Here is a 25,894-nt window from a genome sequence, read left to right on the forward strand (position 1 = left end):
GGGCGTGGACACCCTGAGTGAGGACACATATCGCCATGCGCGGCTGCCGAACAAGGTTCACCACCGTCTGTCCGACCGACCGCACGACCGGCTGACCCGATGGGTGCCGATCGCGACTTCGCGTACGGCGCCGCCGCCGGCCTCCTCGGTGACCTGCTCCTCGGCGATCCACGCCGCGGGCACCCCGTCGCCGTGTTCGGACGGGCCGCGGGTGCCGTGGAACGCGCGCTGTGGCGGGACCACCGCGGCTGGGGCGCCCTGCACACCGCCGTGTGCGTGGGCGGTGTCCTGGGGTCGGCCGCACTGGCCGCGTCCGCCGCGCGTTCCTCGCGTACCGCGTCCGTCGCGCTGACCGCCGCCGCCACCTGGGCCGTCGTCGGCGGGACCTCCCTCGCCCGTGAGGCGCGGGAGATCGGGCGCGCGCTGGACGCCGGGGACGTCGAGGGCGCCCGGGCGCGGCTGCCGCATCTGTGCGGGCGCGATCCGCAGGCGCTGGACGCCGACGGGATCGCCCGGGCCGTCGTCGAGTCCGTCGCCGAGAACACCTCCGACGCGGTGGTGGGCGCGCTGGTGTGGGGCGCCGCCGCCGGTGTGCCGGGCCTCCTCGGCTTCCGCGCGGTCAACACCCTGGACGCCATGGTCGGGCACAAGTCCCCCCGGTACCGCCGCTACGGCTGGGCCTCGGCCCGGCTCGACGACCTCGCCGGATGGCCGGGGGCACGGCTCACCGCCGCCCTGGCGGCCGTCGCGGGCGACGACCCGCGCGGTGCCGTACGGGCCTGGCGCGCCGACGCCGGCCGGCACCCGAGCCCCAACGCCGGTCCGGTGGAAGCCGCGTTCGCGGGGGCGCTCGGGGTGCGGCTGGGCGGCACGCTCTCGTACGCCGGGCGCGTGGAGCACCGCCCGGAGCTCAACGGCACCGGACGAGCCGTCCGGCCGGGTGACATCGGGCGCGCGGTACGGCTCTCCCGCCGCGTGGGCTGGCTCGCGCTCGGCGTGTGCGCGGGCGTACGGCTGCTGAAGAGAGGACGGACGTCATGAGTGGCGGTCTGCTCGTCGCCGGCACCACCTCCGACGCCGGGAAGAGCGTCGTCACCGCCGGGATCTGCCGGTGGCTGGTGCGCCAGGGCGTGAAGGTCGCCCCCTTCAAGGCGCAGAACATGTCCCTCAACTCGTTCGTCACCCGGGAGGGCGCCGAGATCGGGCGGGCGCAGGCCATGCAGGCCCAGGCGTGCCGGGTCGAGCCGACCGCGCTGATGAACCCGGTGCTGCTCAAGCCGGGCGGCGAGCAGAGCAGCCAGGTCGTGCTGCTGGGCAGGCCGGTGGGCGAGTTGAGCGCACGCGGCTACCACGGCGGCCGGCAGCAGAAGCTCCTCGGCACCGTGCTGGACTGCCTCGCCGAGTTGCGCAGCACGTACGACGCGGTGATCTGCGAGGGGGCGGGCAGCCCGGCGGAGATCAACCTGCGCCGGACCGACATCGTCAACATGGGGATCGCGCGCGGCGCGCGGCTGCCCGTGCTCGTCGTCGGCGACATCGACCGCGGCGGCGTCTTCGCCTCCTTCTTCGGCACGCTCGCCCTGCTGTCGCCGGAGGACCAGGAACTCGTCGCCGGGTTCCTCGTCAACAAGTTCCGCGGGGACGTCTCGCTGCTCGAACCCGGGCTCGACATGCTGCACGGGCTCACCGGCCGGAGTACGTACGGCGTGCTGCCGTTCCGGCACGGGCTCGGCATCGACGAGGAGGACGGACTGAGGGTGTCGCTGCGGGGCGCGGTGCGGGAGTCCACCGTGGCGCCGCCGGTCGGCGAGGACGTGCTGCGGGTCGCCGTCTGCGCCGTGCCGCTGATGTCCAACTTCACCGACGTGGACGCGCTCGCCGCCGAACCGGGCGTCGTCGTGCGGTTCGTGGACCGGCCCGAGGAACTGACCGACGCCGACCTCGTCGTCGTGCCCGGCACACGCGGCACGGTCAGGGCACTGGAATGGCTGCGGGAGCGGGGGCTCGCGCGGGCCCTGGCGAGCAGGGCCGCCCAGGGGCGGCCGGTGCTGGGCATCTGCGGCGGCTTCCAGCTCCTCGGCGAGCACATCGAGGACGACGTGGAGAGCCGGCGCGGCCACGTCGACGGGCTGGGCCTGCTGCCCGTACGGGTCAGGTTCGCCCGCGAGAAGACCCTCACCCGGCCGCGGGGCGAAGCCCTCGGCGAACGGGTCGAGGGATACGAGATCCACCACGGGGTCGCCGAAGTCACCGGCGGAGAGCCCTTCTTGGACGGCTGCCGGGTCGGGGCCGTCTGGGGCACGCACTGGCACGGCTCACTGGAGTCGGACGGCTTCCGGCGCGCGTTCCTGCGCGAGGTGGCGGCCGCCGCCGGCCGCCGTTTCGTGCCGGCGCCCGACACCTCGTTCGCCGCGCTGCGCGAGGAGCAGCTCGACCGGCTCGGCGACCTGATCGAACAGCACGCGGACACGGACGCGCTCTGGCGGCTCATCGAGTCGGGCGCGCCGCAAGGACTGCCTTTCATTCCACCGGGAGCGCCCGCATGAGCACAGTGTTGTTGTTGTCGACCGCCGACACCGATCTGCTCGCCGCCCGAGCCTCGGCCGCCTCCTACCGGATCGGCAACCCGACCCGCGTGGACGTCGACGAGGAGCTTCCGGGGCTGCTGGACGGCGCGGACATCGCCGTCGTACGGCTGCTCGGCGGCAAGCGCGCCTGGGAGGAGGGGCTCGCCGCGCTGAAGGCCTCCGGCGTCCCGACGGTGCTGCTGGGCGGAGAGGCCGTACCGGACGCCGAGTTGATGGCCGAGTCGTCGGTGCCGGCCGGAGTCGTGGCGGAGGCGCTGAAGTACCTCGTCGAGGGCGGCCCGGAGAACCTGGCGGAACTCGCCCGGTTCCTCTCCGACACGGTGCTGCTGACCGGCGAGGGCTTCGAGGAGCCGCGGCGGATGCCGGAGTACGGCGTCCACGGCGAACGTGCCCTGGCCGCCGGCCGGCCGACCGTCGGCGTGCTCTTCTACCGCGCCCACGAACTGAGCGGCAACAGCGCGTTCGTCGACACCCTGTGCGACGCGATCGAGGCGCACGGCGCCAACGCCCTTCCCGTCTACTGCGGTTCGCTGCGCGGCGCGGACGCCGGGCTGTACGAGATCCTCGGGCGCGCCGACGCCCTGGTCGCCACCGTCCTCGCGGCCGGCGGCACGCACGCCTCGCAGGCCTCGGCGGGCGGGGACGAGGAGGCCTGGGACATCGGGGCGCTCGCGGACCTGAACATCCCCGTGCTGCAAGGGCTCTGCCTGACCTCCTCGCGCGCCGCCTGGGACGAGTCCGACGCCGCGCTGTCCCCCATGGACGCGGCCATGCAGGTCGCGATCCCGGAGTTCGACGGGCGGCTGATCACCGTCCCGTTCTCCTTCAAGGAGCAGGGCCCGGACGACGTGCCGGTGTACGCGGCCGACCCCGAGCGGGCCGCCCGGGTCGCCGGGATCGCCGTACGGCACGCGCGGCTCAGGCACAAGCCGAACGCCGAGAAGAAGCTCGGACTGGTCTTCACCGCCTATCCGACCAAGCACTCCCGGGTCGGCAACGCCGTCGGTCTTGACACTCCCGCCTCGGCGGTGCGGGTGCTCGACGCGCTCCGGGACGCCGGGTACTCCCTCACGGAATACCCCGCGGGCGGCGACGAGTTGATCCACCGGCTCATCGAGGCCGGCGGCCATGACGTGGAGTGGCTGACCGAGGACCAGCTGGCCGCGGCGCCCGCACGGGTGCCGCTCGCGGACTACCGGGCGTGGTTCGGCACCCTGGACCCCGAGCTGCGGAACGCCATGCTGGAAGCCTGGGGCGAACCGCCGGGCAGCCTGTATGTCGACGGCGACGACATCGTCCTCGCCTCCCTCCGGTTCGGGAACGTCGTGGTGATGATCCAGCCGCCGCGCGGCTTCGGGGAGAACCCGATCGCGATCTACCACGACCCCGACATGCCGCCGTCCCACCACTACATGGCGGCCTACCGGTGGCTGGAATACTCGTTCGGCGCCGACGCGATCGTGCACATGGGCAAGCACGGCACGATGGAGTGGCTGCCGGGCAAGGGCCTGGGGCTGAGCGGGGGGTGCGCCCCGGACGCGGTCCTCGGCGATCTTCCGCTGATCTACCCCTTCATCGTCAACGACCCCGGTGAGGGCACCCAGGCCAAGCGGCGCGGGCACGCCACGGTCGTCGACCACCTCGTCCCGCCGATGGCGCGCGCGGACACCTATGGCGATCTGGCCAAACTGGAGCAACTCCTCGACGAGTACGCGCTGGTCTCCGATCTGGACCCGGCGAAGGCTCCCGCCGTGCGGGCCCAGATCTGGACCCTGGTCAAGGCCGCCGAGCTCCACCACGACCTGCATGTGGACGAGCAGCCGGACGACGGCGACTTCGACGAGTTCGTCATGCACATCGACGGCTATCTGTGCGAGATCAAGGACGTGCAGATCAGGGACGGTCTGCACATCCTCGGCGGCGGCCCGGTCGGTGAGCCGCGCGTGAACCTGGTGCTGGCCGTGCTGCGCGCCTCACAGGTGTGGGGCGGGCAGGCGAACGCGCTGCCGGGGCTGCGGGCCTGTCTCGCGGAGCACTTCGGTCTGGTGGAGAAGGAGTTGCTGGCCGAGCCGGGCACTCCGGTGAAGGTGCCGGTGGAGCTGACGGACCTGGTCGAGGGTCCCTCGCGCACGGCGGCGGACGCCATCGACCTGCTGGAGCAGCTGTGCCGGCGGATCGCCGAGGGCATGGAGGAGCGCGGCTGGGCGGCCGACGCGGGGCCGGCGCTCGTCCGGGAGGTACTGGGCGGCGAACTCCCGGACGCGACGGCCGTGCTGGAGTTCGCCTGCACCGAGGTCGTGCCGCGGCTCGCCCGTACGACGGACGAGATCGGGCACATCCTGCGGGCGCTGAACGGCGGTTACGTCCCCGCGGGCCCGTCCGGCTCGCCGACCCGTGGCCTGGTCAACGTGCTGCCGACCGGGCGCAACTTCTACTCGGTCGACCCCAAGGCGATCCCGTCGCGGCTGAGTTGGGAGGTCGGCCAGTCCCTCGCGGACTCGCTGGTGACCCGCTATCTCCAGGACACGGGCGCGTACCCGAAGTCGGTCGGCCTGACGGTCTGGGGCACGTCCGCGATGCGCACCCAGGGCGACGACATCGCCGAGATCCTGGCGCTGCTGGGCTGCCGCCCGGTGTGGGACGACGCCTCCCGCCGGGTGACCGGCTTCGAGGTGGTCTCCCTCGCGGAGCTGGGCCGGCCGCGCATCGACGTGACGGTCCGTATCTCGGGCTTCTTCCGGGACGCGTTCCCGCACGTCGTCGGGCTGATCGACGACGCGGTACGGGCGGTGGCGGAGCTGGACGAGCCCGCCGAGCGGAACTTCGTGAAGGCCCATGCCGACGAGGACACCGCCGAGCACGGCGACCGGCGCCGCGCCACGGCCCGTATCTTCGGCTCCAAGCCGGGCGCGTACGGCGCGGGTCTGCTGCCGCTGATCGACGCGCGCAACTGGCGCAGTGACGCCGATTTGGCCGAGGTGTACGCGGTCTGGGGCGGCTACGCCTACGGACGCGGGCTCGACGGGCGAGCGGCGCGCGGGGACATGGAGACGGCGTTCCGGCGGATCGCGGTGGCGGCGAAGAACGTCGACACCAGAGAGCACGACCTGGTCGACGCCGACGACTACTTCCAGTACCACGGCGGCATGGTCGCCATGGTGCGGCATCTGACGGGGGCGAGCCCGGAGGCGTACGTCGGGGACTCCGCCGTACCGGACCAGGTGAAGACCCGCACCCTGGGCGAGGAGACGCACCGGGTCTTCCGCGCGCGGGTGGTCAACCCGCGCTGGATGAGCGCGATGCGGAGGCACGGCTACAAGGGTGCCTTCGAGATGGCGGCGACCGTGGACTACCTGTTCGGGTACGACGCCACGGCGGGCGTGGTCGACGACTGGATGTACGAGAAGCTCAGCGCCGAGTACGTCTTCGACGCCGAGAACCGGGACTTCATGAAGAAGTCCAACCCCTGGGCGCTGCGCGGCATCACCGAGCGGCTGCTGGAGGCGGCCGACCGGGGGCTGTGGGCGGAGCCGGACGCGGACACGCTGGAGCGGCTGCGGGCCACCTACCTCGAGCTGGAGGGCGACTTGGAGGGCGAGGACAAGTGACCACCCCGTTTCCGTTCACGGCTGTCGTCGGACAGGACGACCTGCGCCTGGCGCTGCTGTTGAACGCGGTGAGCCCGGCCGTGGGCGGCGTTCTCGTGCGCGGCGAGAAGGGCACCGCCAAGAGCACCGCTGTGCGTGCTCTTTCGGCGCTGCTGCCCCAGGTGGACGTCGTCCCCGGGTGCCGTTTCTCCTGTGACCCCGGATCGCCCGATCCCGCCTGCCCGGACGGGCCGCACGAGCCGGGATCCGGTACGGCGCGGCCCGCCCGGATGGTCGAACTCCCCGTCGGCGCCTCCGAGGACCGGCTCGTGGGCGCGCTCGACATCGAGCGGGCGCTCGCCGAGGGCGTGAAGGCGTTCGAGCCCGGCCTGCTCGCCGACGCGCACCGCGGGATCCTCTACGTCGACGAGGTCAACCTTCTGCACGACCACCTCGTGGACCTCCTGCTGGACGCCGCCGCCATGGGGGCCTCCTACGTCGAGCGCGAGGGCGTCTCCGTTCGGCATGCGGCGCGCTTCCTGCTCGTCGGCACCATGAACCCGGAGGAGGGCGAGCTGCGGCCGCAGCTCCTCGACCGGTTCGGGCTCACGGTCGAGGTCGCGGCCTCGCGGGAGCCCGGCCAGCGGGTGGAGGTCGTGCGCAGGCGGCTCGCCCACGACGACGATCCCGCCGCCTTCGCCGCCCGGTGGACGGAGGAGGAGGCCGCCGTACGGCAGCGGATCGTGGCCGCGCGTGAGCTGCTGCCGTCGGTGCGACTCGGTGACGGGGCGCTGCGGCAGATCGCGGCGACCTGTGCCGCCTTCGAGGTGGACGGGATGCGCGCCGACATCGTGATGGCCCGGACCGCCACCGCGCTGGCCGCCTGGGCCGGGCGGACCGACGTGCTCGCCGAGGACGTACGGCAGGCCGCGCTGCTGGCCCTCCCCCACCGGCGGCGGCGCAACCCCTTCGACGCGCCGGGACTCGACGAGGACAAGCTCGACGAGACCCTTCAGGAGTTCGCGGGCCCGGAGGAGGACGACCCCGACCCCGATCCGGACGGCGGCCCCGGCGGTGGCGGCGGACAGCCGGCGCCCGACGACGACGCCCCGCAGGACGGCGGCTCGGCCGCGCAGCCCGAGGCCGGCGACAGCGGCGAACCGCAGCCCTCCGGTGCCGGCGCCGGTGAGCAGTCCGCCGTACGCGCCTCCGAGCCGTTCCGTACCAAGGTGCTGAGCGTGCCCGGCCTCGGCGAGGGCGCCGCCGGGCGGCGTTCGCGGGCGCGGACCGAGCACGGGCGCACGATCGGGGCGCGGCGGCCCCGAGGCGCCCTGACCAAGCTGCACTTGGCGGCCACCGTGCAGGCCGCCGCCCCGCACCAGCGGGCGCGTGGACGGTCCGGGCCGGGACTGGTGGTCCGCCGGGACGATCTGCGCCAGGCGGCCCGCGAGGGGCGTGAGGGGAACCTCGTGCTGTTCGTCGTCGACGCCTCCGGCTCGATGGCCGCGCGGCAGCGGATGAGCGCCGTGAAGGGGGCCGTGCTGTCCCTGCTGCTCGACGCCTACCAGCGGCGGGACAAGGTGGGGCTGGTGACCTTCCGCGGCAGGGACGCCCAGGTCGCGCTGCCGCCGACCTCGTCCGTGGACGCCGCCGCGGCCCGTCTGGAGTCGCTGCCGACCGGTGGGCGGACTCCGCTCGCCGCCGGGCTGCTCAAGGCACATGAAGTGCTGCGGGTCGAGCGGCTGCGTGATCCCGCGCGGCGGGCGCTGGTCGTGGTGGTGACCGACGGGCGGGCCACCGGCAAGGGGGCGGCGCGAAACGCCTCAGGCCCGGGTGGTGGTCGGGCGACGGGTGGGACGGAGCCGGTGGCCCTGGCCGGGCGTGCGGCGCGGCTGTTCGCGGCCGAGGGGGTCGCGTCGGTGGTCGTGGACTGCGAGTCGGGGCCGGTGCGGCTGGGGCTCGCCGGGCAGCTCGCGAGTGAACTGGGCGGTACGGCCGTGACGTTGGACGAGCTGCGGGCGGACAGCATCGCCGGTCTTGTCAGGGACGTGCAGGGGACTTCGAGGAGGGCCGCGTAATGCCTCAGGGGCAGCCGAGCGTCGTACCGGAGGATGGACTGACGACCCGTCAGCGGCGCAACCGTCCGCTGGTCGTCGTGCACACCGGAGTCGGCAAGGGCAAATCCACCGCCGCCTTCGGGCTGGCGCTGCGCGCCTGGAACCAGGGCTGGCCGATCGGGGTGTTCCAGTTCGTCAAGTCGGCCAAGTGGAAGGTCGGCGAGGAGAACGCGCTGCGGGTGCTGGGTGCCTCCGGGCAGGGCGGCACCGTCGACTGGCACAAGATGGGCGAGGGCTGGTCCTGGGTGCAGCGGGACACACAGGGTGACAACGCGACCAACGAGCAGAAGGCGCGTGAGGGCTGGGAGCAGGTCAAGCGGGACCTGGCCGCCGAGACGTACCGGCTGTACGTGCTCGACGAGTTCGCGTATCCGATGCACTGGGGCTGGATCGGCACCGACGAGGTCGTGGAGGTGCTGCGGAACCGGCCCGGAACCCAGCATGTGGTGATCACCGGGCGGAACGCGCCCGGGGAACTGGTGGACTTCGCCGACCTCGTCACCGACATGTCCAAGGTCAAGCATCCGATGGACGCCGGGCAGAAGGGGCAGAGGGGCATCGAGTGGTGACGTCCCTGTCCGTGCCCCGGCTGGTCGTCGCCGCGCCCTCCTCGGGCAGCGGCAAGACCACGGTCGCCACGGGGCTGATGGCCGCGCTGACCCGGCGGGGCCTTTCGGTGTCGCCGCACAAGGTCGGCCCGGACTACATCGATCCCGGGTACCACGCGCTCGCCACCGGGCGTGCGGGGCGGAACCTCGACGCGTACCTGTGCGGGCCGGAGCTGATCGGACCGCTGTTCCTGCGCGGGGCGCGCGGGTGTGCCGTCGCCGTCGTCGAGGGGGTGATGGGGCTGTACGACGGGGCCGCCGGGGAGGGTGAACTGGCGTCCACCGCGCAGGTGGCGAAGCTGTTGCGGGCGCCGGTGGTGCTGGTCGTCGACGCGTCGTCGCAGTCCCGGTCGGTGGCGGCGCTGGTGCACGGGTTCGTGACGTGGGATCCGGAGGTGCGGATCGGGGGCGTGATCCTCAACAAGGTGGCCTCCGACCGGCACGAGGCGCTGCTGCGCGAGGCGCTGGACTCGGTCGGGGTGCCCGTGCTGGGAGTCCTCCGGCGGGTCGAGCAGGTCGGCACGCCCTCTCGTCATCTCGGCCTGGTGCCGGTCGCCGAACGGCGGGCGGCGGCCGTGGACGCGGTGGCGGCGATGGCGGCGCAGATCTCCGACGGGTGCGATCTGAAGGCGCTGGTCGCGCTGGCGCACAGCGCGGGACCGTTGTCGTGTGCGGCCTGGGACGCGGCCGAGGTCCTGCTCTCCTCCGGCGGGGAGTGCTCCCCGGAGAGGCCGCGAGTCGCCGTCGCCGGTGGATCCGCCTTCACCTTCTCCTACGCGGAGCACGCCGAGTTGCTGAGTGCCGCCGGGGCCGAGGTCGTGCCGTTCGACCCGCTGCGGGACGAGCGACTGCCCGAGGGGACCCGCGGGCTGGTCGTCGGGGGCGGGTTTCCCGAGGTGTACGCGGCGGAGCTGTCCGCCAACGAGCCGTTGCGCGGGGCCGTCGCCGCGTTCGCGCTCGGCGGTGCTCCCGTCGCCGCCGAGTGCGCCGGGCTGCTGTATCTGTGCCGGGAGCTGGACGGGCAGCCCATGTGCGGGGTGCTGGACGCCTCGGCGCGGATGACCGGGCGGCTCGCGCTCGGCTACCGGGACGCCGTGGCCGTGAGCGACAGCGTGCTCGCCGGGGCCGGGGAGCGGATGCGGGGGCACGAGTTCCACCGGACCGTCGTCGAGCCCGGCTCGGGGACGGGGGCTGCGGCCCCCGCCTGGGGTGTGCGCGTCCCCGAGCGGCGGGTCGAAGGCTTCGTACAGCGGAACGTGCACGCGAGTTATCTGCACACGCACTGGGCCGCCGCGCCCGGTGTCGCCCGTCGGTTCGTCGAGAGGTGCCGGACGTCATGAGCAGCAGGCTGATCGGAGTCGGAGTGGGGCCCGGCGATCCGGAGCTGGTGACCGTCAAGGGCGTCAACGCCCTGCGTGCCGCGGACGTCGTCGTGGTGCCCGTCATGGGCGCGTCCGACGGAACGGACGGCGGGGAGAGGGGGCGTGCCGAGGCGACCGTGCTGCACTACGTGCCCGCGGAGAAGGTCGTCCGGGTGGTGTTCGCGCTGAACGAGCGGTCGGACCGGGCGCGGCGGGAGGCCGCGTGGGACGCGGCCGGGGAGCGGGTCGCCGGGCTGCTCCAGGCCCGCGGCACGGTCGCCTTCGCCACCATCGGCGATCCCAACGTCTATTCGACCTTCACGTATCTCGCGCAGACCGTCGCAGCCCTGGTGCCGGGAACCGTGGTGGAGACCGTGCCCGGGATCACCGCGATGCAGGATCTGGCGGCGCGTTCGGGAGCCGTGCTGACCGAGGGCACCGAGCCGCTGACCCTGGTGCCGGTCACCGCGGGGGCCGCCGTGCTCAAGGAGGCGCTGAACGGGCCCGGGACCGTCGTGGCGTACAAGTTCGGACGGCAGGCGCGTGAGGTGGCCGAGGCGCTGCGGGACAGCGGGCGGATCGACGACGCGGTGTGGGGGTCGGCGCTGGGGCTGCCGGAGGAGTCGATCCGGCCGGCGTCGGGGCTGGACGGGGCTCCGCTGCCGTACCTGTCGACGCTCATCGCGCCCGCGCGGCGCGAGGGCGGACGGGGCGGCAAGCTGTGAGCCGTACCCGCGCGCGGGGGGACCGGTCATGCCGCCAGGCCGACCACCACCCAGATGAAGGCCACGCCCGCGACCGTGCACAGCAGGGTCGAGCGGGCCGGGTGCTCGTGGTGGGCCTCGGGGAGGATCTCGGCCGCGGCGAGGTAGAGCAGGGCCCCGCCGAAGAGGCCGAGATAGCCGCCGAGGAACCACTCCGGGATGGTGACGAGCGTGGTCGCGGCGGCGCCCGCCATGGGGGCCAGGGCGTCCGCGACGAGCATGGCGACGGCCTTGCGGCGCGCGTTGCCGTACAGGCTGGTGATGGTGAACGTGTTGAAGCCGTCGGCGAAGTCGTGGGCGATGACGGCGACCGCGACCGCGGCGCCCATGCCGTCGTTCACCTGGAAGGCGGCCCCTATGGCCACGCCGTCCATGGCGCTGTGACCGACCATGGCGGCCGCCGCCGTCAGGCCCACCTCGGGGGCGCGGTGGTTGTGCCGCTCGTCGCCGCCGTGCGCGGCCTGGCGCGCGGCCAGCAGGCGTTCCACCAAGTGGGCCGCCAGGAACCCGGCCACGAACAGCAGCAGGGCCGCCGGTACGCCGAACACCTCCTGGCCGGCCGCGTGCAGCGCCTCCGGCAGCAGGTCCAGGCCGACCACGCCCAGCATCAGGCCGCCCGCCAGTCCCAGGACCAGGTGGCGGCGGTCGGTCACCCGCTGTGCCGTCCAGCCGCCGGCCAGCGTCATCAGGAACGCGCCGAGCGCGACGAAGACCGCCATGTGCCCTTGCTATCCGATCAGGCCCCGATCGCGCACATCCAGCCACTGCTACATCAGTGCATACCAGGACATTTCGTACGAGAGGACCCGAACCCATGGCCGATGCCCCGACCGGCAAGGTGACCTTCGTCGGTGCCGGCCCCGGCGCCGCCGACCTGCTGACGTTCCGCGCGGCCCGCGCGATCGCCGAGGCCGACGTGGTGATCTGGGCGGCCAGCCTGGTGCAGGCCGAGGTGCTCCAGCACGCGCGGCAGGACGCGGAGATCCTGGACTCGGCGGCCATGTCCCTGGAGGACGTCGTCGCCGTGTACGAGCGGGCGCACGCGGAGGGGCTGAAAGTGGCCCGTATCCACTCCGGCGACCCGGCGCTGTGGGGCGGCACGCAGGAGCAGCTCGACCGGTGCGCGGACATCGGGATCGGGACGGAGGTCGTGCCCGGTGTCTCGTCCTTCTCGGCCGTGGCCGCGCTGGCCCGGCGCGAGCTGACGATTCCGGAGGTCGCGCAGTCGGTCGTGCTGACCCGGCTCGGTGGCGGGAAGACGCCGATGCCGCCCGGCGAGGAGGTGCGCGAGTTCGCCCGGCACGGCACCACCATGGCGGTGTTCCTGTCGGCGGCCCGCAGCGGCCAGCTGGTGCGGGAGCTGCTGGAGGGCGGCTACCCGACGTCCACGCCGGTCGTGGTGGCGTACCAGGCGACCTGGCCGGAGGAGCTGATCGTCAGGTGCACGGTCGGCACGCTGGAGGAGACGGTCAAGGAGCACAAGCTCTGGAAGCACACGCTGTTCCTGGTCGGACCGGCCCTCGACGCGCACGGCACCCGCTCGCACCTGTACCACCCCGGCCACTTCCACGGCCATCGCAAGGCCGACCCCGAGGCCCGCAGGGCCCTGCGCGCGCGGGGTGCGGGCACGTGATCACGGTCGTCGGCACGGGCACCGGGACGTCGCACGGCACTCGCGTGCCGCCCGGCGCCGGGCTCGTCGTGGGCGCGCGGCGGCATCTGGACGCCGTACGGCTGCCGGAGGGCGCCGAGCGGGTCGTCCTGGGTCCGCTGGCGCCCGCGCTCGACACCATCGCGGAGTACGTCGGCAAGGAGCGGCCCGTGCTCGTGCTGGCCTCCGGGGACCCCGGTTTCTTCGGGATCGTACGGGCGCTCGCCGAGCGGTTCGGGCCCGAGCTGCTGGACGTCCGTCCCGGGGTCTCCTCGGTCGCCGCCGCCTTCGCGCGGATCGGGCTGCCCTGGGACGACGCCGTGGTGGTCAGCGCGCACGGACGGGATCTGCGTACGGCCGTGAACGTGTGCCGGGCGCGGGCGAAGGTCGCCGTGCTGACCGGGCCGGGGGCCGGGCCCGCCGAGCTGGGCGCCGCGCTGGCCGGCACCTGCGGCGACGACCGGGTGCTGGTCGTCGCCTCCGCGCTGGGCGACCCGGCGGGCGAGCGCGTGGAGCGGCTCACCCCGGCCGAGGCCGCCGCCCGCGACTGGGGCACGGCGGTGAACGTGGTGCTGTGCCTGGCCGGGACGAGGACACCGGGGCCGTTGCGCACAGTCGCGGGGCCACCGGCCGGCCCGTCCCGATGGGCCCTGGAGGAGGGCGAGTTCGCCCACCGCGACTCGATGATCACCAAGTTCGAGGTGCGCGCCCTGGCGCTGGCCCGGCTCGGGCCGCGCCTCGGCGACCTGGTCTGGGACGTGGGCGCGGGCTCCGGGTCGGTCGCCGTCGAGTGCGCCCGGCTGGGCGCCGCCGTCACCGCCGTCGAGAAGACGGCCGACGGCGTGGAGCGGATCCGCGCCAACGCGGCGGCGCACGGCGTGGACGTGTCGGTGGTGCACGGAGTCGCGCCGGAGGCGCTGGCCCGACTCGCCGACCCGGACGCGGTATTCGTCGGTGGCGGCGGGCGCGCGGTGCCCGCCGTCGTGACCGCGTGCGCGCGGCGGGCCCGGCGGACCGTTGTGGTCGCCGTGGCGGCGCTCGACCGGGTGCCGGCCGTGCGCGAGGCGCTGGTCGCCGCCGGGTTCGCCTGCGACGGCGTGCTGCTCCAGTCCTCGCGGCTGGCGCCGCTGCCGGGCGACGTGACCCGGCTCGCGGCCACCAACCCTGTTTTCCTGCTGTGGGGCACGCGGCCCCCGGTGCTTCATGAAGGAGTCGCTGAGTGATCGGCCTCATTTCCGCCACGGCGGCGGGCGCGGCTGCGCGGGACCGGCTGGCCGCGGCCTGGCCGGACCGCACCCGGGTGTACGAAGGGCCCGTCGGGGACGCCGTGCGGGCCGCCTTCGCCGAGTGCCGTCAGCTGGTGTGCTTCCTGGCGACGGGGGCGGTCGTCCGGCTGATCGCGCCGCTGCTGGGCGACAAGGCCTCCGATCCGGGTGTGGTGTGCGTCGACGAGGGCGGCCGGTTCGCGGTGTCCCTGGTGGGCGGGCACGCGGGCGGAGCGAACGAACTGGCCCGCGCGGTGGGCGAGGTGCTGGGCGCGGAGCCGGTCGTGACGACCGCGACGGACGCCGTGGGACTGCCCGGCCTGGACACGCTCGGGCTTCCGGTGGAGGGCGACGTCGCCGGGGTCTCGCGGGCGCTGCTCGACGGGGAGCCGGTCGTGCTGGACGCGGAGGTGCGCTGGCCGCTGCCGCCGCTGCCGGTCGCCGCCGAGGGCGCGTACACGATCCGGGTCACCGACCGTGCCGCCGTTCCCGCCGAGCGGGAGGTGGTCCTGCGGCCGCCGACCCTGGTGGTGGGCGTCGGCGCGTCCCGGGGCGCACCCGCCGATGAGGTGGCGGGCCTGGTCGAGGGCGCGCTCGCGGAGGCCGGGCTGTCCGCGGCGTCGCTCGCCGAACTGGCCACGGTCGACGCCAAGGCGGAGGAGCCCGGCGTCGTCGAGGCGGCCCGGCGGCTCGGGGTGCCCCTGGTGACGTACTCCGCCGATGAGTTGGCGGCGGTCGACGTGCCCAACCCGTCGCGGGCGCCGCTCGCCGCCGTCGGCACCCCGTCGGTCGCGGAGGCCGCCGCGCTCGTGCGTGGGGGTGAACTCCTCGTGCCCAAGCGGAAGTCGGAGCGCCCCGACGGGACGCCCGCGATGGCCACCTGCGCGGTCGTACGGCGGCCGGGCCGCGGGCGGCTCGCGGTCGTCGGGCTGGGGCCGGGCGCGCGGGACCTGCTCACGCCGCGCGCGCGGGCGGAGTTGCGGCGTGCTTCCGTGCTCGTGGGGCTCGACCAGTACGTCGACCAGATCCGCGACCTGCTGCGGCCGGGGACGCGGATCCTCCAGTCGGGGCTGGGCGCGGAGGAGGAACGGGCGCGCACGGCGGTCGCCGAGGCCCGGCGCGGGCACGCCGTCGCGCTGATCGGCAGCGGGGACGCCGGGGTGTACGCCATGGCCTCCCCCGCGCTCGCCGAGGCGTCCGACGACATCGACGTGACCGGCGTCCCGGGGGTCACGGCGGCGCTCGCGGCCGGGGCGGTCCTCGGCGCGCCGCTCGGGCACGACCATGTGTCGATCAGCCTCTCCGACCTGCACACGCCGTGGGAGGTCATCGAGCGGCGGGTGCGGGCGGCGGCCGAGGCGGATCTCGTCGTGACGTTCTACAACCCCCGCTCCCGGGGCCGGGACTGGCAGTTGCCGAAGGCGCTGGCGATCCTCGCCGGGCACCGGGAGCCGACGACGCCGGTCGGCGTCGTGCGCAACGCCTCACGGCCCGGCGAGTCCAGCCGGGTCACCACGCTGGCCGGTCTCGCCCCGGAGACGGTCGACATGATGACGGTCGTGACCGTGGGCAACACCGCGACCCGCGAGATCGCGGGGCGCATGGTCACGCCGCGCGGATACCGCTGGCAGGCACCCCGGGAGGAGTCCGAGTGAACCGCGTCGTCCACCCGATCGAGCAGGAGTCGTTCCGGCGGCTGCGCACCCGCCTGGACACCTCGCGCCTCGCGCCGCTGACGCGGGCGGTGGTGGAGCGGGTCGTCCACTCCTCCGCCGACCTGGAGTACGGCTCCGACCTCGTCATGGACGAGGGCGAGCTGGTGACGGCGCACGCCGCGCTGCACGCGGGGGCTGCGGTGGTCGCGGACGTGGAGATGGTGGCCGCCGGGATCACCCGGCGCGACAGCGTCTGCCGGCTGAGGGACGCCAGGTCCGGTCCCGGGATGACCCGCTCGGCGCACGCGATCCGGCTGGCGTACGAGGACGTCGGCCCGGGCGCCCTGTGGGTGATCGGCTGCGCCCCGACCGCCCTGGAGGAGCTGCTGAAGCTGGACGCCTCCCCCGCGCTCGTCATCGGTCTGCCCGTCGGTTTCGTCGGGGCGGCCGAGTCCAAGGCCGCGTTGCGCGAGAGCGGGCTGCCCGCCGTGAGCAACGTGTCCGAGAAGGGCGGTTCGGCGGTCGCCGCAGCCGCGCTCAACGCCCTGCTGTACCACCCCACTTCGCTTGAGGAGACCCTGTGACCACCCCGCCGCCGCCCGCCCTGCTCATCGCCGGTCACGGCACCCGGGACGACGCCGGAGCCGAGGCGTTCCGTGATTTCGTGAGGGAGTTGGGGCGTCGTCGGCCCGAACTGCCCGTCGCGGGCGGCTTCATCGAGCTGTCCCCGCCGCCGCTGGGTGAAGCCGTCGCCGAGCTGGTGGAGCGGGGCGTGCGGCGCTTCGCCGCCGTACCGCTCATGCTGGTGTCCGCCGGGCACGCCAAGGGCGACATCCCGGCAGCGCTGGCCCGCGAGAAGGAACGGCATCCGGGGATCTCGTACACCTACGGCCGGCCGCTGGGCCCGCACCCCGCGCTGCTGCGGGTGCTGGAGCGGCGGCTCGAGGAGGCGCTGGAGGATGCGGCCGGGGAACGGTCGGACGTGACGGTGCTGCTGGTGGGGCGCGGCTCGACCGACCCGGACGCCAACGCCGAGGTGCACAAGGCGGCGCGGCTGCTGTGGGAGGGGCGCGGGTACGCGGGCGTGGAGACGGCGTTCGTGTCGCTGGCGGCGCCGGACGTGCCGAGCGGGCTCGACCGGTGCGCGAAGCTGGGCGCGCGGCGGATCGTGGTGCTGCCGTACTTCCTGTTCACGGGCATCCTGCCGGAACGGGTACGGCGGCAGACGGCGGACTGGGCGGCGACGCACCCGGAGACCGACGTGCGCTCGGCGGACGTGATCGGGCCGGAGCCGGAGCTGCTGGACCTCGTGCTGGAGCGGTACGAGGAGGCGGTGAAGGGCGATCTGCGGATGAACTGCGACTCGTGCGTGTACCGGATCGCTCTGCCGGGCTTCGAGGACAAGGTGGGGCTGCCGCAGCAGCCGCACTTCCACCCGGACGACGACGGGCACGGACACCACCACCATGGAGGGCACGCTCACTCCCATGCGCACTGAGGACACGGCCGGGCACGATCTGCGGCACCACGGGGACGCCGAGGTGCGCAACGGCGGGGCGGCACTGGTCGATCTGGCCGTGAACGTACGGGCGGACACGCCGCCGGCGTGGCTGCGGGAGCGGATCGCCGCCTCCTTGACCGGCCTCGCCGCCTACCCGGACGGGCGGGCCGCGCGGGCGGCGGTGGCGGCGCGGCACGGGCTGCCGGTGGAGCGGGTGCTGCTGACGGCGGGCGCCGCGGAGGCGTTCGTGCTGCTGGCGCGGGCGTTGAAGGTGCGGCGACCGGTCGTCGTGCACCCGCAGTTCACCGAGCCGGAGGCGGCGCTGCGGGACGCGGGGCACACGGTGGACCGGGTGCTGCTGCGGGCGGAGGACGGCTTCCGGCTCGATCCGGCGGCCGTCCCCGAGGACGCGGACCTGGTGGTGGTCGGCAACCCGACGAACCCGACATCGGTGCTGCACCCGGCCTCGGTCATCACGGAACTGGCGCGTCCTGGCCGGATCCTGGTGGTCGACGAGGCCTTCATGGACGCGGTGCCGGGCGAACGGGAGGCGCTGGCGGGGCGGACGGACGTGCCCGGCCTGGTGGTGCTGCGCAGCCTGACCAAGACGTGGGGCCTTGCGGGGCTGCGGATCGGCTACGTGCTGTCGTCGCCCGAGGTGATCGCCGAGTTGGAGCGGGCCCAGCCGCTGTGGCCCGTGTCCACTCCGGCGCTCGCGGCGGCGATCGCGTGCGTGGAGCCGCGGGCGCTGGCGGAGGCGGAGGACGCGGCTCGCCGCATCGCCGCGGACCGGGCCCACCTGGTGGCGGGCCTGGCCTCCTTCGCGGGGCACGGGGTGCGGGTGGTGCGACCGGCCGAGGGCCCCTTCGTGCTGGCGCGCGTGGCGGGGGCGGCGGAGGTGCGGCGGCGGTTGCGCGCCCTGGGATACGCGGTGCGGCGCGGGGACACGTTCCCCGGGCTGGGCACGGACTGGCTGCGGCTGGCGGTACGGGACCGGGGGACGGCGGACGGCTTCGTGCGCGCCCTGGGCTCGGCGCTGTCGCCGCCCACCGTCCCCTGACTCACCGAGCCGGGAAGTCCTGCCGGTCCGGGACTTCCCGGCCGGGCCACATGGTCCGGGCCGTCAGCCCCGGCGCCGCCGTGCCACGGCCAGCACGCCTCCACCCGCCGCCAGCAGGACGGCGGAGCCCGCCGCCAGGTAGGGGGTGAGGGAGCTGCCACCCGTCTCCGCCAGGTCGACGGTCTTCTTCTCGGACGCGGCCTGCGGCTTCACATCGGCGCTCTGGGGCTTCACGTCACCGCCCTGCGGCTTCTCGTCGGTGCCCTGCGGCTTCTCGTCGCCGCCCTGGGGCTTCTCGTCGGTGCCTTGGGACTTGTCGTCGCCGCCCTGGTCGGCGGGTGGGGCCGCCTCCTTCTCCGGCGCCGTCGGGGACTCGCACGTCGCCTTGGCGAGGGTGACCGTGCCCTCCACCTCGGCCACGTTCAGCTTGAGCGGGTTGACGGAGACCTTGAGTTCCAGGGCCGTCGCCGCGGCCGTGCGGGAGGTCGTCTCACGCTTCGACAGGTCCAGGCGGACCTCGCCGACGCCGGGGACACGGACGTCGGTCGTACCGCCGGCGGTGAGCGTCACCCTCTTGCCGAGCACCTTCACGGAGCCCAGGACGTTGCTGCTCGCGACCGGGGACTCGCCGGCCTCGCAGGTCGCCTTGGACGTGACCTGGTCGACCTCGATCAGGGACAGCAGGGGCAGGCCGGGGACGTGGATGCGGGCGTGGGCCAGCTGGACCATGCCCTCCGCCTTGTCGGCGGAGACGGTCGCGTCGGTCTTCGCGACGTCCGCGCGGATCACGCTGAAGGGCTTCCCGCCGTCGACGCCGTCGAGACGGGCGGTCAGCGCCGTCTGCTGCGCGCTCCGCGGTGCCTCGACCTCGTTGAGGGAGACGGCGAGCGGGACGTTCACCGTCTTGTTGAGCAGGGACACGTCCAGCCCGGTCCGCAGGACGGAGGCGCTCGCGTGCCCCTCCTGCCCACCGGTCGCGTGCGCGGAGCCCGCGCCGGCCAGCGTCACCGGACCGGCGGCCAGGACGGTGGCCGCGGCGGCGGTGGCGCAACGGCGGGCGGACATGCGGAAGTTGTTGCCGTTCAAGGTGTGGGACCCCCAGAAAGGAATGCTTGGGACCCGGTAAGAATTACGTACTGAGGGTGAACGGTCAGCGATCTAGCGCGACTTCACCCCTTCGGGAAGTTTCCGCGCATGTATTCGATTCTGCTGGCACTCACTGGTGCAGGTGTTCGTTCCGGCCACGCCCGTGACGGGCCGGCTTGCCGTATCCGACCCGGATGGCCGGATTCTCCTCGCCTTCGGCTCGCCGCCTGCGCCGCGAGTTCGCCTGACCCTCCGCATCGACCATGTTGTCCGCGGTTGTCCGCGCTCGCGCGCCCACGCTCCCTTGCGCCGAGGTCCCTGGCCCGGTTGAAACGTCGTGCGCCCCGCCCCGGTCAGGGACGGAGCCCGGAGCAGGGGAACTCGCCCCCTGCCCCTCAGCCGACCACCTTGCCGTTCAACACCACCCGCCGCGGTGCCGCCAGTACGCGCACGTCCGCGCGCGGGTCCTCGGCGTAGACCACGAGGTCGGCGGGGGCGCCCTCGTCGAGGCCCGGGCGGCCCAGCCAGGTCCGGGCGGCCCAGGTCGTCGCCGAGAGGGCTTCGAGCGGCGGGATGCCGGCCGTGACCAGTTCGGCGACCTCGGCCGCCGCCAGGCCGTGGGGCAGGGAGCCGCCGGCGTCGGTGCCGACGTAGACCGGGATGCCGGCGTCGTAGGCGGCCCGGACCGTGTCGTAGCGGCGTTCGTGCAGCCGGCGCATATGGGCCGACCAGCGCGGGAACCTGGCCTCGCCGCCGTCGGCGAGGCGGGGGAAGGTCGCGATGTTGACGAGGGTCGGGACGATCGCGACGCCGCGTTCGGCGAACAGCGGGATCAGGTCCTCGGTCAGCCCCGTGGCGTGTTCGACGCAGTCGATGCCCGCCTCGACCAGGTCGCGCAGGGAGTCCTCCGCGAAGCAGTGGGCCGTCACGCGCGCGCCCAGGCGGTGGGCCTCCGCTATCGCCGCCTCGGCCGCCTCGCGCGGCCAGCAGGCCGACAGGTCGCCGAGGTCGCGGTCGATCCAGTCGCCGACCAGCTTGACCCAGCCGTCGCCGCGCCGGGCCTCCTGGGCGACGTAGGCGACCAGGTCCTCCGGCTCGATCTCCCAGGCGTAGTTGCGGATGTACCGGCGGGTGCGGGCGATGTGGCGGCCCGCACGGATGATCTTCGGCAGGTCCTCGCGCTCGTCGATCCAGCGGGTGTCCGAGGGCGAGCCCGCGTCCCGGAGGAGGAGGGTGCCGGCCTCGCGGTCGGTGAGAGCCTGCTTCTCCGAGACGTCGTCGGGCACCGGTCCGTGCTCGTCGAGGCCGACGTGGCAGTGCGCGTCGACCAGGCCGGGCAGCACCCAGCCCTCGACGGTCGTCACGTCGGTGGCGCCGGCGGGACGGTCGTAGGAGATCCGGCCGCCGACCACCCACAACTCGTCCCGGACCTGGTCCTCGTCCGGGCCGACGAGCACCCGACCCTTCACGTGCAGCACCGCGCGATCGCTCATGCACCGCACCTTAATGAGCCGGTGCCCGCAACGGACCACCCGGTCCGGGGTCGCCGGGTGAAAGCGGGGCAGACCCGCCGACTACGCTCGACGCGTTCACCCTCGCCCGTACGAAGAGAGCACCGCCGTGACGAACCCGTTCCTGGACCTCGCTCCGCTGAGCGCCGACCGATTCGCCTCGATCGAGGACCGGGTGGCACGGCTGCTGGACACCGAGCAGGATGTCGTGATCATGCAGGGCGAGGCACTGCTGCCGCTGGAGGGCGCGATCAGGGGGACTGCCGGTCCCGGCACGACCGCGCTGAACGTGATCACCGGGCCGTACGGGCAGACGTTCGGCAACTGGCTGCGCGACTGCGGCGCGACGGTGTACGACCTGTCGGTGCCGTACCACACGGCGGTCACGGCGGACCAGGTCAGGGAGGCTTTCGCCGAGCACCCGGAGATCGACTTCGTGTCGCTGGTGCACGCGGAGGCCGCGACCGGCAACACCAATCCGGTCGCGGAGATCGGCAAGGCCGTGACGGAGCAGGGCGCCCTGTTCTACCTGGACGCCGTGGCCTCGGTCGGCGCGGAACCGGTGCTGCCGGACGCGTGGGGTGTGGACCTGTGCGTGATCGGGGCACAGAAGGCGATGGGCGGGCCGGCCGGGGTGTCGGCGGTGTCGGTCAGCGAGCGCGCCTGGGCCCGGATGGCGGCGAACCCGCAGGCGCCGCGCCGCTCCTACCTGTCCCTGCTGGACTGGAAGGAGCGCTGGATCGACGGCGGCCGCAAGACGCTGCTGCACGCGCCCGCGCAGTTGGAGATGCTGGCGCTCGAGGCCTGCCTGGAGCGCATCGAGGCGGCCGGTCTGGACGCGGTGATGGACCGCCACGCCCGTGCCGCCGCGGCGACCCGCGCGGGTGCGCCGGCCCTGGGCGGGGGCCTGGAGCCGTACGTGCACATCGCCCTGGAGGCGGCCCCGGTCGCCACCACTCTGCGGGCCCCGTCGGACATCGACGCCTCCGAGCTGGTGGCCCGCGCCCTCGCGGCCGACCCCGCCCTCCCGCTGGCCGCGGGCGGCGGCCCGCTCGCCAAGGAGATGATCCGCGTCAACCACTACGGGGCCGACGCGACCCGGGACGTGGTCGAGGCCTCCCTGACGGCCCTGGGCGCCGCCCTGACCGGCCTCGGCGCGACCGTGGACGTCGCGGCCGCGAGGAACGCGGTCGCGAAGGCCTGGCGCCGGTAGGCGCGCGGGCGGCGGGCCGGCCGGCGGCCGGAATGCCGAGGTGTTCGTGGACATGATGGCGACATCATTGCGGACCATGCCCGGCACAACGGCCGGCACAACGGCGGGCCCGCATTCTCCAGAATCGGACGGACGGGGTAGACGGGGTTTCTCCGCGAGATAATTCGGCAATTAAATTCCAGGCAGCTTCCCACATTCTTCTGCCCCGTTTCTTCGGGCCTAAACGCAGAGATTTCATGAGCGCCCGGCGACACAATTCGAAGGCCCCCGGGAGCGTTACGTGACTGTGATGCGGTCCACAGACGCATCCCTTTTGCCCGGTTATTAACGGGCAAACCTGCCCATACCGCCGCCCTCTCGCGCGATCACGCGCCCGCGCGATAACACATGTGCACAGTTCACGTAAGGCTCGAGGGCGATGCATTTTTGAATTCTGCTCGGTAAGTTCATTCCACATGACTGCCGCCCAAGCAGACCTGCATTCCCCCCACACAGAATTGCCCGAGGCGCTCCGTATCGAGCGCCCCTCCCCCGCCGACGGCGCCGCACTCTGGCGACTCGCGAAGGAATCCGGGACGCTCGATGTGAACTCCTCGTACAGCTATCTCCTCTGGTGCCGTGACTTCGCCGCCACGTCCGCGGTGGCGCGCGGCGCCGACGGCGAGCCGGTCGGTTTCGTCACCGGATACGTGCGGCCCGACCGTCCGCACACCCTGCTCGTGTGGCAGGTGGCGGTGGACGCCGGCCACCGCGGCCGGGGCCTGGCCGCCCGGCTGCTGGACGCGCTCACCGCCCGGGTCGCCGCCGAGGTCGGGCTCACCTCCGTGGAGACCACGATCACCCCGGGCAACGCCGCCTCCGAGCGGCTCTTCACCTCCTACGCCGCCCGGCACGGCGCCATGGTCGAGCGCGAAGTCCTTTTCGGGGCCGAGCAGTTCCCGGACGGACCGCACGACCCGGAGGTCCTCCACCGGATCGGTCCGCTCTCCTTCTGACCGCCCTCCGGCCCCTCCGTCTCTTGGGCCCGGCCACCTCTCTCCCCCCGCCTCCCTCTCACTCCCCACACCGAGGAGCGATTCGTCGTGACCATCACCCAGCCCGACCTGAGCGTCTTCGAGACCCTGGAGTCCGAGGTGCGCAGCTACTGCCGTGGCTGGCCGACCGTCTTCGACCACGCGCGCGGCAGCCGCATGTACGACGAGGACGGCCACGAGTACCTCGACTTCTTCGCGGGCGCTGGCTCGCTCAACTACGGCCACAACAACCCCGTGCTGAAACGGGCGTTGATCGACTACCTGGAGCGCGACGGGGTCACCCACGGGCTCGACATGTCGACCACCGCCAAGCGCACGTTCCTCCAGACCTTCCAGAACCTGGTCCTGCGCCCGCGTGACCTGCCGTACAAGGTGATGTTCCCGGGCCCGACCGGCACCAACGCCGTGGAGTCGGCGCTGAAGCTGGCCCGCAAGGTCAAGGGGCGCGAGGCGATCGTGTCGTTCACCAACGCCTTCCACGGCATGTCACTGGGCTCCCTGGCCGTCACCGGGAACGCCTTCAAGCGGGCCGGCGCCGGCATCCCGCTCGTGCACGGCACACCCATGCCGTTCGACAACTACTTCGACGGCAAGGTCCCGGACTTCCTGTGGTTCGAGCGGCTCCTGGAGGACCAGGGCTCCGGTCTGAACAAGCCGGCCGCCGTGATCGTCGAGACGGTGCAGGGCGAGGGCGGCATCAACGTCGCCCGGCCCGAGTGGCTGCGCGCGCTCAAGGAGCTGTGCGAGCGGCAGGACATGCTGCTGATCGTCGACGACATCCAGATGGGATGCGGGCGCACCGGGGCCTTCTTCTCCTTCGAGGAGGCCGGCATCGTGCCCGACATCGTCACCGTCTCCAAGTCCATCAGCGGCTACGGCCTGCCGATGTCGCTGTGCCTGTTCCGGCCGGAGCTGGACGTGTGGGAGCCGGGCGAGCACAACGGCACCTTCCGCGGCAACAACCCGGCGTTCGTCACGGCCACGGCCGCCCTGGAGGCCTACTGGACGGACGGCTCGGCGATGGAGAAGCAGACCCGCGCCCGCGGGGAGCTGCTGGAGCAGTGGCTGATCTCGATCACCGAGGAGAACCTCGCGGACGTCAAGGAGTACCGGGGCCGGGGTCTGGTGTGGGGCCTGGAGTTCCACGACCCGCAGCGGGCCGGGCGGATCGCGCGGCGCGCCTTCGACCTCGGGCTGCTGGTCGAGACGTCCGGCCCGCAGGGCGAGGTCGTCAAGCTGCTGCCGGCGCTGACCATCACCCCCGAGGAGCTGGACGAGGGCATGAGCGTCCTCGCCCGTGCGGTCCGCGAGACCGCCTGACCACCGAGCGGCAGAGCACCAGTACAACGCAACACCGGAACACCGGAACACCGGAACACCGGAACACCGGAAACAACGACGCAAGGAGGCGCGTACCACCGTGATCGTCCGTTCGTTCAAGGACATCGAAGGCACCGACCGGCATGTGAAGGCCGCGTCCGGCACCTGGGAGAGCAAGCGCATCGTCCTCGCCAAGGAGAAGGTCGGCTTCTCCGTGCACGAGACGATCCTGTACGCGGGTACGGAGACGTCGATGTGGTACGCGAACCACATCGAGGCCGTCGTCTGCGTCGAGGGCGAGGCCGAGCTGACCGACCGCGAGACCGGGAAGACCTACACGATCACGCCCGGGACCATGTACCTCCTCGACGGACACGAGCGGCACACGCTCCGCGTCAAGGAGGACTTCCGCTGCGTCTGCGTGTTCAACCCGCCCGTCACCGGTCGGGAGGACCACGACGAGAACGGCGTCTACCCCCTGCTCACCGAGCCCGAGGAGGTGTGAACACCCGATGACCGACGTCACCGACCTGTACCCCACCCGCGGCACCACCGAGGTGACCACTCCCCGCCAGGACCCGGTCGTCTGGGGCTCCCCCGACACGCCCGGACCGTTCGATGTCGCCGGCCTCCAGTCGTTCGAGCGCGACGGCTTCCTCGCCGTCGACCAGCTGATCACCGAGGACGAGGTCGCCGTCTACCGGCGGGAGCTGGACCGGCTGGTGGGCGACCCGGCGATCCGGGCCGACGAACGCTCCGTCGTGGAGCCGAAGTCCAAGGAGATCCGCTCGGTCTTCGAGGTGCACCGCATCAGCGAGGTGTTCGCCGGGCTGGTGCGCGACGAGCGCGTCGTCGGGCGGGCCCGGCAGATCCTCGGCTCGGACGTCTACGTCCACCAGTCGCGGATCAACGTCAAGCCGGGCTTCGGGGCCAGCGGCTTCTACTGGCACTCGGACTTCGAGACCTGGCACGCCGAGGACGGCCTGCCGAACATGCGGACGGTGTCCGTCTCGATCGCGCTGACCGAGAACTACGACACCAACGGCGGCCTCATGATCATGCCGGGGTCGCACCGGACGTTCCTCGGCTGTGCGGGGGCCACACCGGACGACAACTACAAGAAGTCGCTTCAGATGCAGGACGCGGGCACGCCGTCCGACGAGGCGCTGACCGCCCTGGCCGGGCAGTACGGCATCAAGCTGTTCACGGGCAGGGCCGGTTCGGCCACATGGTTCGACTGCAACTGCATGCACGGCTCCGGCGACAACATCACGCCGTTCCCGCGCAGCAACGTGTTCATCGTCTTCAACAGCGTGGAGAACGCGGCGGTGGATCCGTTCGCGGCGCCGGTACGGCGTCCGGAGTTCATTGGGGCGCGGGACTTCACTCCGGTGCGGTGAGACGAACCGGCCGGGCTTCCGGGGGTCGGCCCCCGGAGAACACAGCATCGGAGCGCAGGACTTCACTCCGGTGCGATGAGACGAACCGGCCGGGCTTCCGGGGGTCGGCCCCCGGAGAACACAGCATCGGAGCGCAGGACTTCACTCCGGTGCGATGAGACGAACCGGCCGGG

21 protein-coding genes are annotated in these 25,894 nt (G+C 73.3%); 18 read left to right on the forward strand and 3 right to left on the reverse strand.

The window, feature by feature from the left end:
* The first annotated feature begins 99 nt into the window (after window positions 1-99).
* The 7 genes from ACIQMV_RS35175 to cobI are packed head-to-tail and all read left to right on the forward strand — an operon-like array spanning window position 100 to window position 10,986.
* Window positions 100-1,041, forward strand: a complete 942-nt coding sequence (locus tag ACIQMV_RS35175; protein ID WP_141362186.1) for a cobalamin biosynthesis protein — start codon at window positions 100-102, stop codon at window positions 1,039-1,041.
* Entirely contained in the window at window positions 1,038-2,546 is a 1,509-nt protein-coding gene (locus ACIQMV_RS35180) for a cobyric acid synthase (protein ID WP_402597201.1), read from the forward strand. Before ACIQMV_RS35175 ends, ACIQMV_RS35180 begins: the two co-directional genes overlap by 4 nt.
* The gene (cobN, locus tag ACIQMV_RS35185) at window positions 2,543-6,196 is read left to right on the forward strand and encodes a cobaltochelatase subunit CobN (RefSeq protein ID WP_402597202.1); all 3,654 of its coding nucleotides are present in this window, start codon (window positions 2,543-2,545) and stop codon (window positions 6,194-6,196) included. The genes ACIQMV_RS35180 and cobN overlap by 4 nt, the downstream gene beginning before the upstream one ends.
* Window positions 6,193-8,253 carry a putative cobaltochelatase gene (locus ACIQMV_RS35190; RefSeq protein ID WP_402597203.1) on the forward strand — a complete coding sequence of 687 codons (2,061 nt, stop codon included), beginning with the start codon at window positions 6,193-6,195 and terminating at the stop codon, window positions 8,251-8,253. Before cobN ends, ACIQMV_RS35190 begins: the two co-directional genes overlap by 4 nt.
* Window positions 8,253-8,861 (forward strand): cob(I)yrinic acid a,c-diamide adenosyltransferase, encoded by a 609-nt coding sequence (cobO, locus tag ACIQMV_RS35195; RefSeq protein ID WP_402597204.1) that lies wholly within the window; start codon window positions 8,253-8,255, stop codon window positions 8,859-8,861. The genes ACIQMV_RS35190 and cobO overlap by 1 nt, the downstream gene beginning before the upstream one ends.
* Window positions 8,855-10,240 (forward strand): cobyrinate a,c-diamide synthase, encoded by a 1,386-nt coding sequence (locus ACIQMV_RS35200; protein WP_402597205.1) that lies wholly within the window; start codon window positions 8,855-8,857, stop codon window positions 10,238-10,240. Before cobO ends, ACIQMV_RS35200 begins: the two co-directional genes overlap by 7 nt.
* A complete protein-coding gene (cobI, locus tag ACIQMV_RS35205; protein WP_141362174.1) occupies window positions 10,237-10,986 on the forward strand; it encodes a precorrin-2 C(20)-methyltransferase in 750 nt (249 codons plus the stop codon). The genes ACIQMV_RS35200 and cobI overlap by 4 nt, the downstream gene beginning before the upstream one ends.
* A 26-nt stretch (window positions 10,987-11,012) precedes the next feature.
* Here the strand turns inward: cobI and ACIQMV_RS35210 are convergent, their stop codons facing one another.
* On the reverse strand, window positions 11,013-11,744 hold the full coding sequence (locus tag ACIQMV_RS35210; protein WP_402597206.1) for a ZIP family metal transporter: 732 nt from the start codon (window positions 11,742-11,744) through the stop codon (window positions 11,013-11,015).
* 95 nt (window positions 11,745-11,839) lie between these two features.
* On the opposite strand from ACIQMV_RS35210, the gene cobM reads away from it, so the two are divergent.
* The 6 genes from cobM to cobC are packed head-to-tail and all read left to right on the forward strand — an operon-like array spanning window position 11,840 to window position 18,157.
* Window positions 11,840-12,658 (forward strand): precorrin-4 C(11)-methyltransferase, encoded by an 819-nt coding sequence (cobM, locus tag ACIQMV_RS35215; protein ID WP_141362170.1) that lies wholly within the window; start codon window positions 11,840-11,842, stop codon window positions 12,656-12,658.
* Entirely contained in the window at window positions 12,655-13,899 is a 1,245-nt protein-coding gene (gene cbiE / locus ACIQMV_RS35220; RefSeq protein ID WP_402597207.1) for a precorrin-6y C5,15-methyltransferase (decarboxylating) subunit CbiE, read from the forward strand. The genes cobM and cbiE overlap by 4 nt, the downstream gene beginning before the upstream one ends.
* Complete coding sequence (gene cobJ, locus ACIQMV_RS35225; protein ID WP_402597208.1) at window positions 13,896-15,596, forward strand: precorrin-3B C(17)-methyltransferase; 1,701 nt, start codon at window positions 13,896-13,898, stop codon at window positions 15,594-15,596. The genes cbiE and cobJ overlap by 4 nt, the downstream gene beginning before the upstream one ends.
* Window positions 15,593-16,180, forward strand: coding sequence for a precorrin-8X methylmutase (locus tag ACIQMV_RS35230; protein WP_402597209.1), 588 nt, complete (start codon window positions 15,593-15,595; stop codon window positions 16,178-16,180). The genes cobJ and ACIQMV_RS35230 overlap by 4 nt, the downstream gene beginning before the upstream one ends.
* Window positions 16,177-17,094 carry a sirohydrochlorin chelatase gene (locus tag ACIQMV_RS35235; protein ID WP_402597210.1) on the forward strand — a complete coding sequence of 306 codons (918 nt, stop codon included), beginning with the start codon at window positions 16,177-16,179 and terminating at the stop codon, window positions 17,092-17,094. Before ACIQMV_RS35230 ends, ACIQMV_RS35235 begins: the two co-directional genes overlap by 4 nt.
* Window positions 17,084-18,157, forward strand: a complete 1,074-nt coding sequence (gene cobC / locus ACIQMV_RS35240) for an Rv2231c family pyridoxal phosphate-dependent protein CobC (protein WP_402597211.1) — start codon at window positions 17,084-17,086, stop codon at window positions 18,155-18,157. Before ACIQMV_RS35235 ends, cobC begins: the two co-directional genes overlap by 11 nt.
* A gap of 63 nt (window positions 18,158-18,220) precedes the next feature.
* On the opposite strand, the gene ACIQMV_RS35245 is transcribed toward cobC, so the two are convergent.
* Complete coding sequence (locus ACIQMV_RS35245) at window positions 18,221-19,243, reverse strand: SCO1860 family LAETG-anchored protein (RefSeq protein WP_402597212.1); 1,023 nt, start codon at window positions 19,241-19,243, stop codon at window positions 18,221-18,223.
* Between the two features lie 395 nt (window positions 19,244-19,638).
* Window positions 19,639-20,736, reverse strand: a complete 1,098-nt coding sequence (locus ACIQMV_RS35250; RefSeq protein ID WP_402597213.1) for an amidohydrolase family protein — start codon at window positions 20,734-20,736, stop codon at window positions 19,639-19,641.
* Window positions 20,737-20,863: 127 nt separating this feature from the next.
* On the opposite strand from ACIQMV_RS35250, the gene ACIQMV_RS35255 reads away from it, so the two are divergent.
* The 5 genes from ACIQMV_RS35255 (at window position 20,864) to thpD (ending at window position 25,721) form a co-directional block, all read left to right on the forward strand.
* On the forward strand, window positions 20,864-21,967 hold the full coding sequence (locus ACIQMV_RS35255; protein ID WP_402597214.1) for a pyridoxal-phosphate-dependent aminotransferase family protein: 1,104 nt from the start codon (window positions 20,864-20,866) through the stop codon (window positions 21,965-21,967).
* Between the two features lie 455 nt (window positions 21,968-22,422).
* On the forward strand, window positions 22,423-22,962 hold the full coding sequence (gene ectA, locus ACIQMV_RS35260; RefSeq protein WP_402597215.1) for a diaminobutyrate acetyltransferase: 540 nt from the start codon (window positions 22,423-22,425) through the stop codon (window positions 22,960-22,962).
* Between the two features lie 87 nt (window positions 22,963-23,049).
* A complete protein-coding gene (gene ectB, locus ACIQMV_RS35265) occupies window positions 23,050-24,321 on the forward strand; it encodes a diaminobutyrate--2-oxoglutarate transaminase (RefSeq protein ID WP_225074088.1) in 1,272 nt (423 codons plus the stop codon).
* Between the two features lie 100 nt (window positions 24,322-24,421).
* A complete protein-coding gene (locus tag ACIQMV_RS35270; protein ID WP_141362143.1) occupies window positions 24,422-24,826 on the forward strand; it encodes an ectoine synthase in 405 nt (134 codons plus the stop codon).
* A 7-nt stretch (window positions 24,827-24,833) separates the two neighbouring features.
* Window positions 24,834-25,721, forward strand: coding sequence for an ectoine hydroxylase (gene thpD / locus ACIQMV_RS35275; protein ID WP_402597216.1), 888 nt, complete (start codon window positions 24,834-24,836; stop codon window positions 25,719-25,721).
* The last annotated feature ends 173 nt before the right edge of the window (window positions 25,722-25,894 follow it).

Source organism: Streptomyces sp. NPDC091412 (genome assembly GCF_044756885.1).
Lineage (GTDB): Bacteria > Actinomycetota > Actinomycetes > Streptomycetales > Streptomycetaceae > Streptomyces.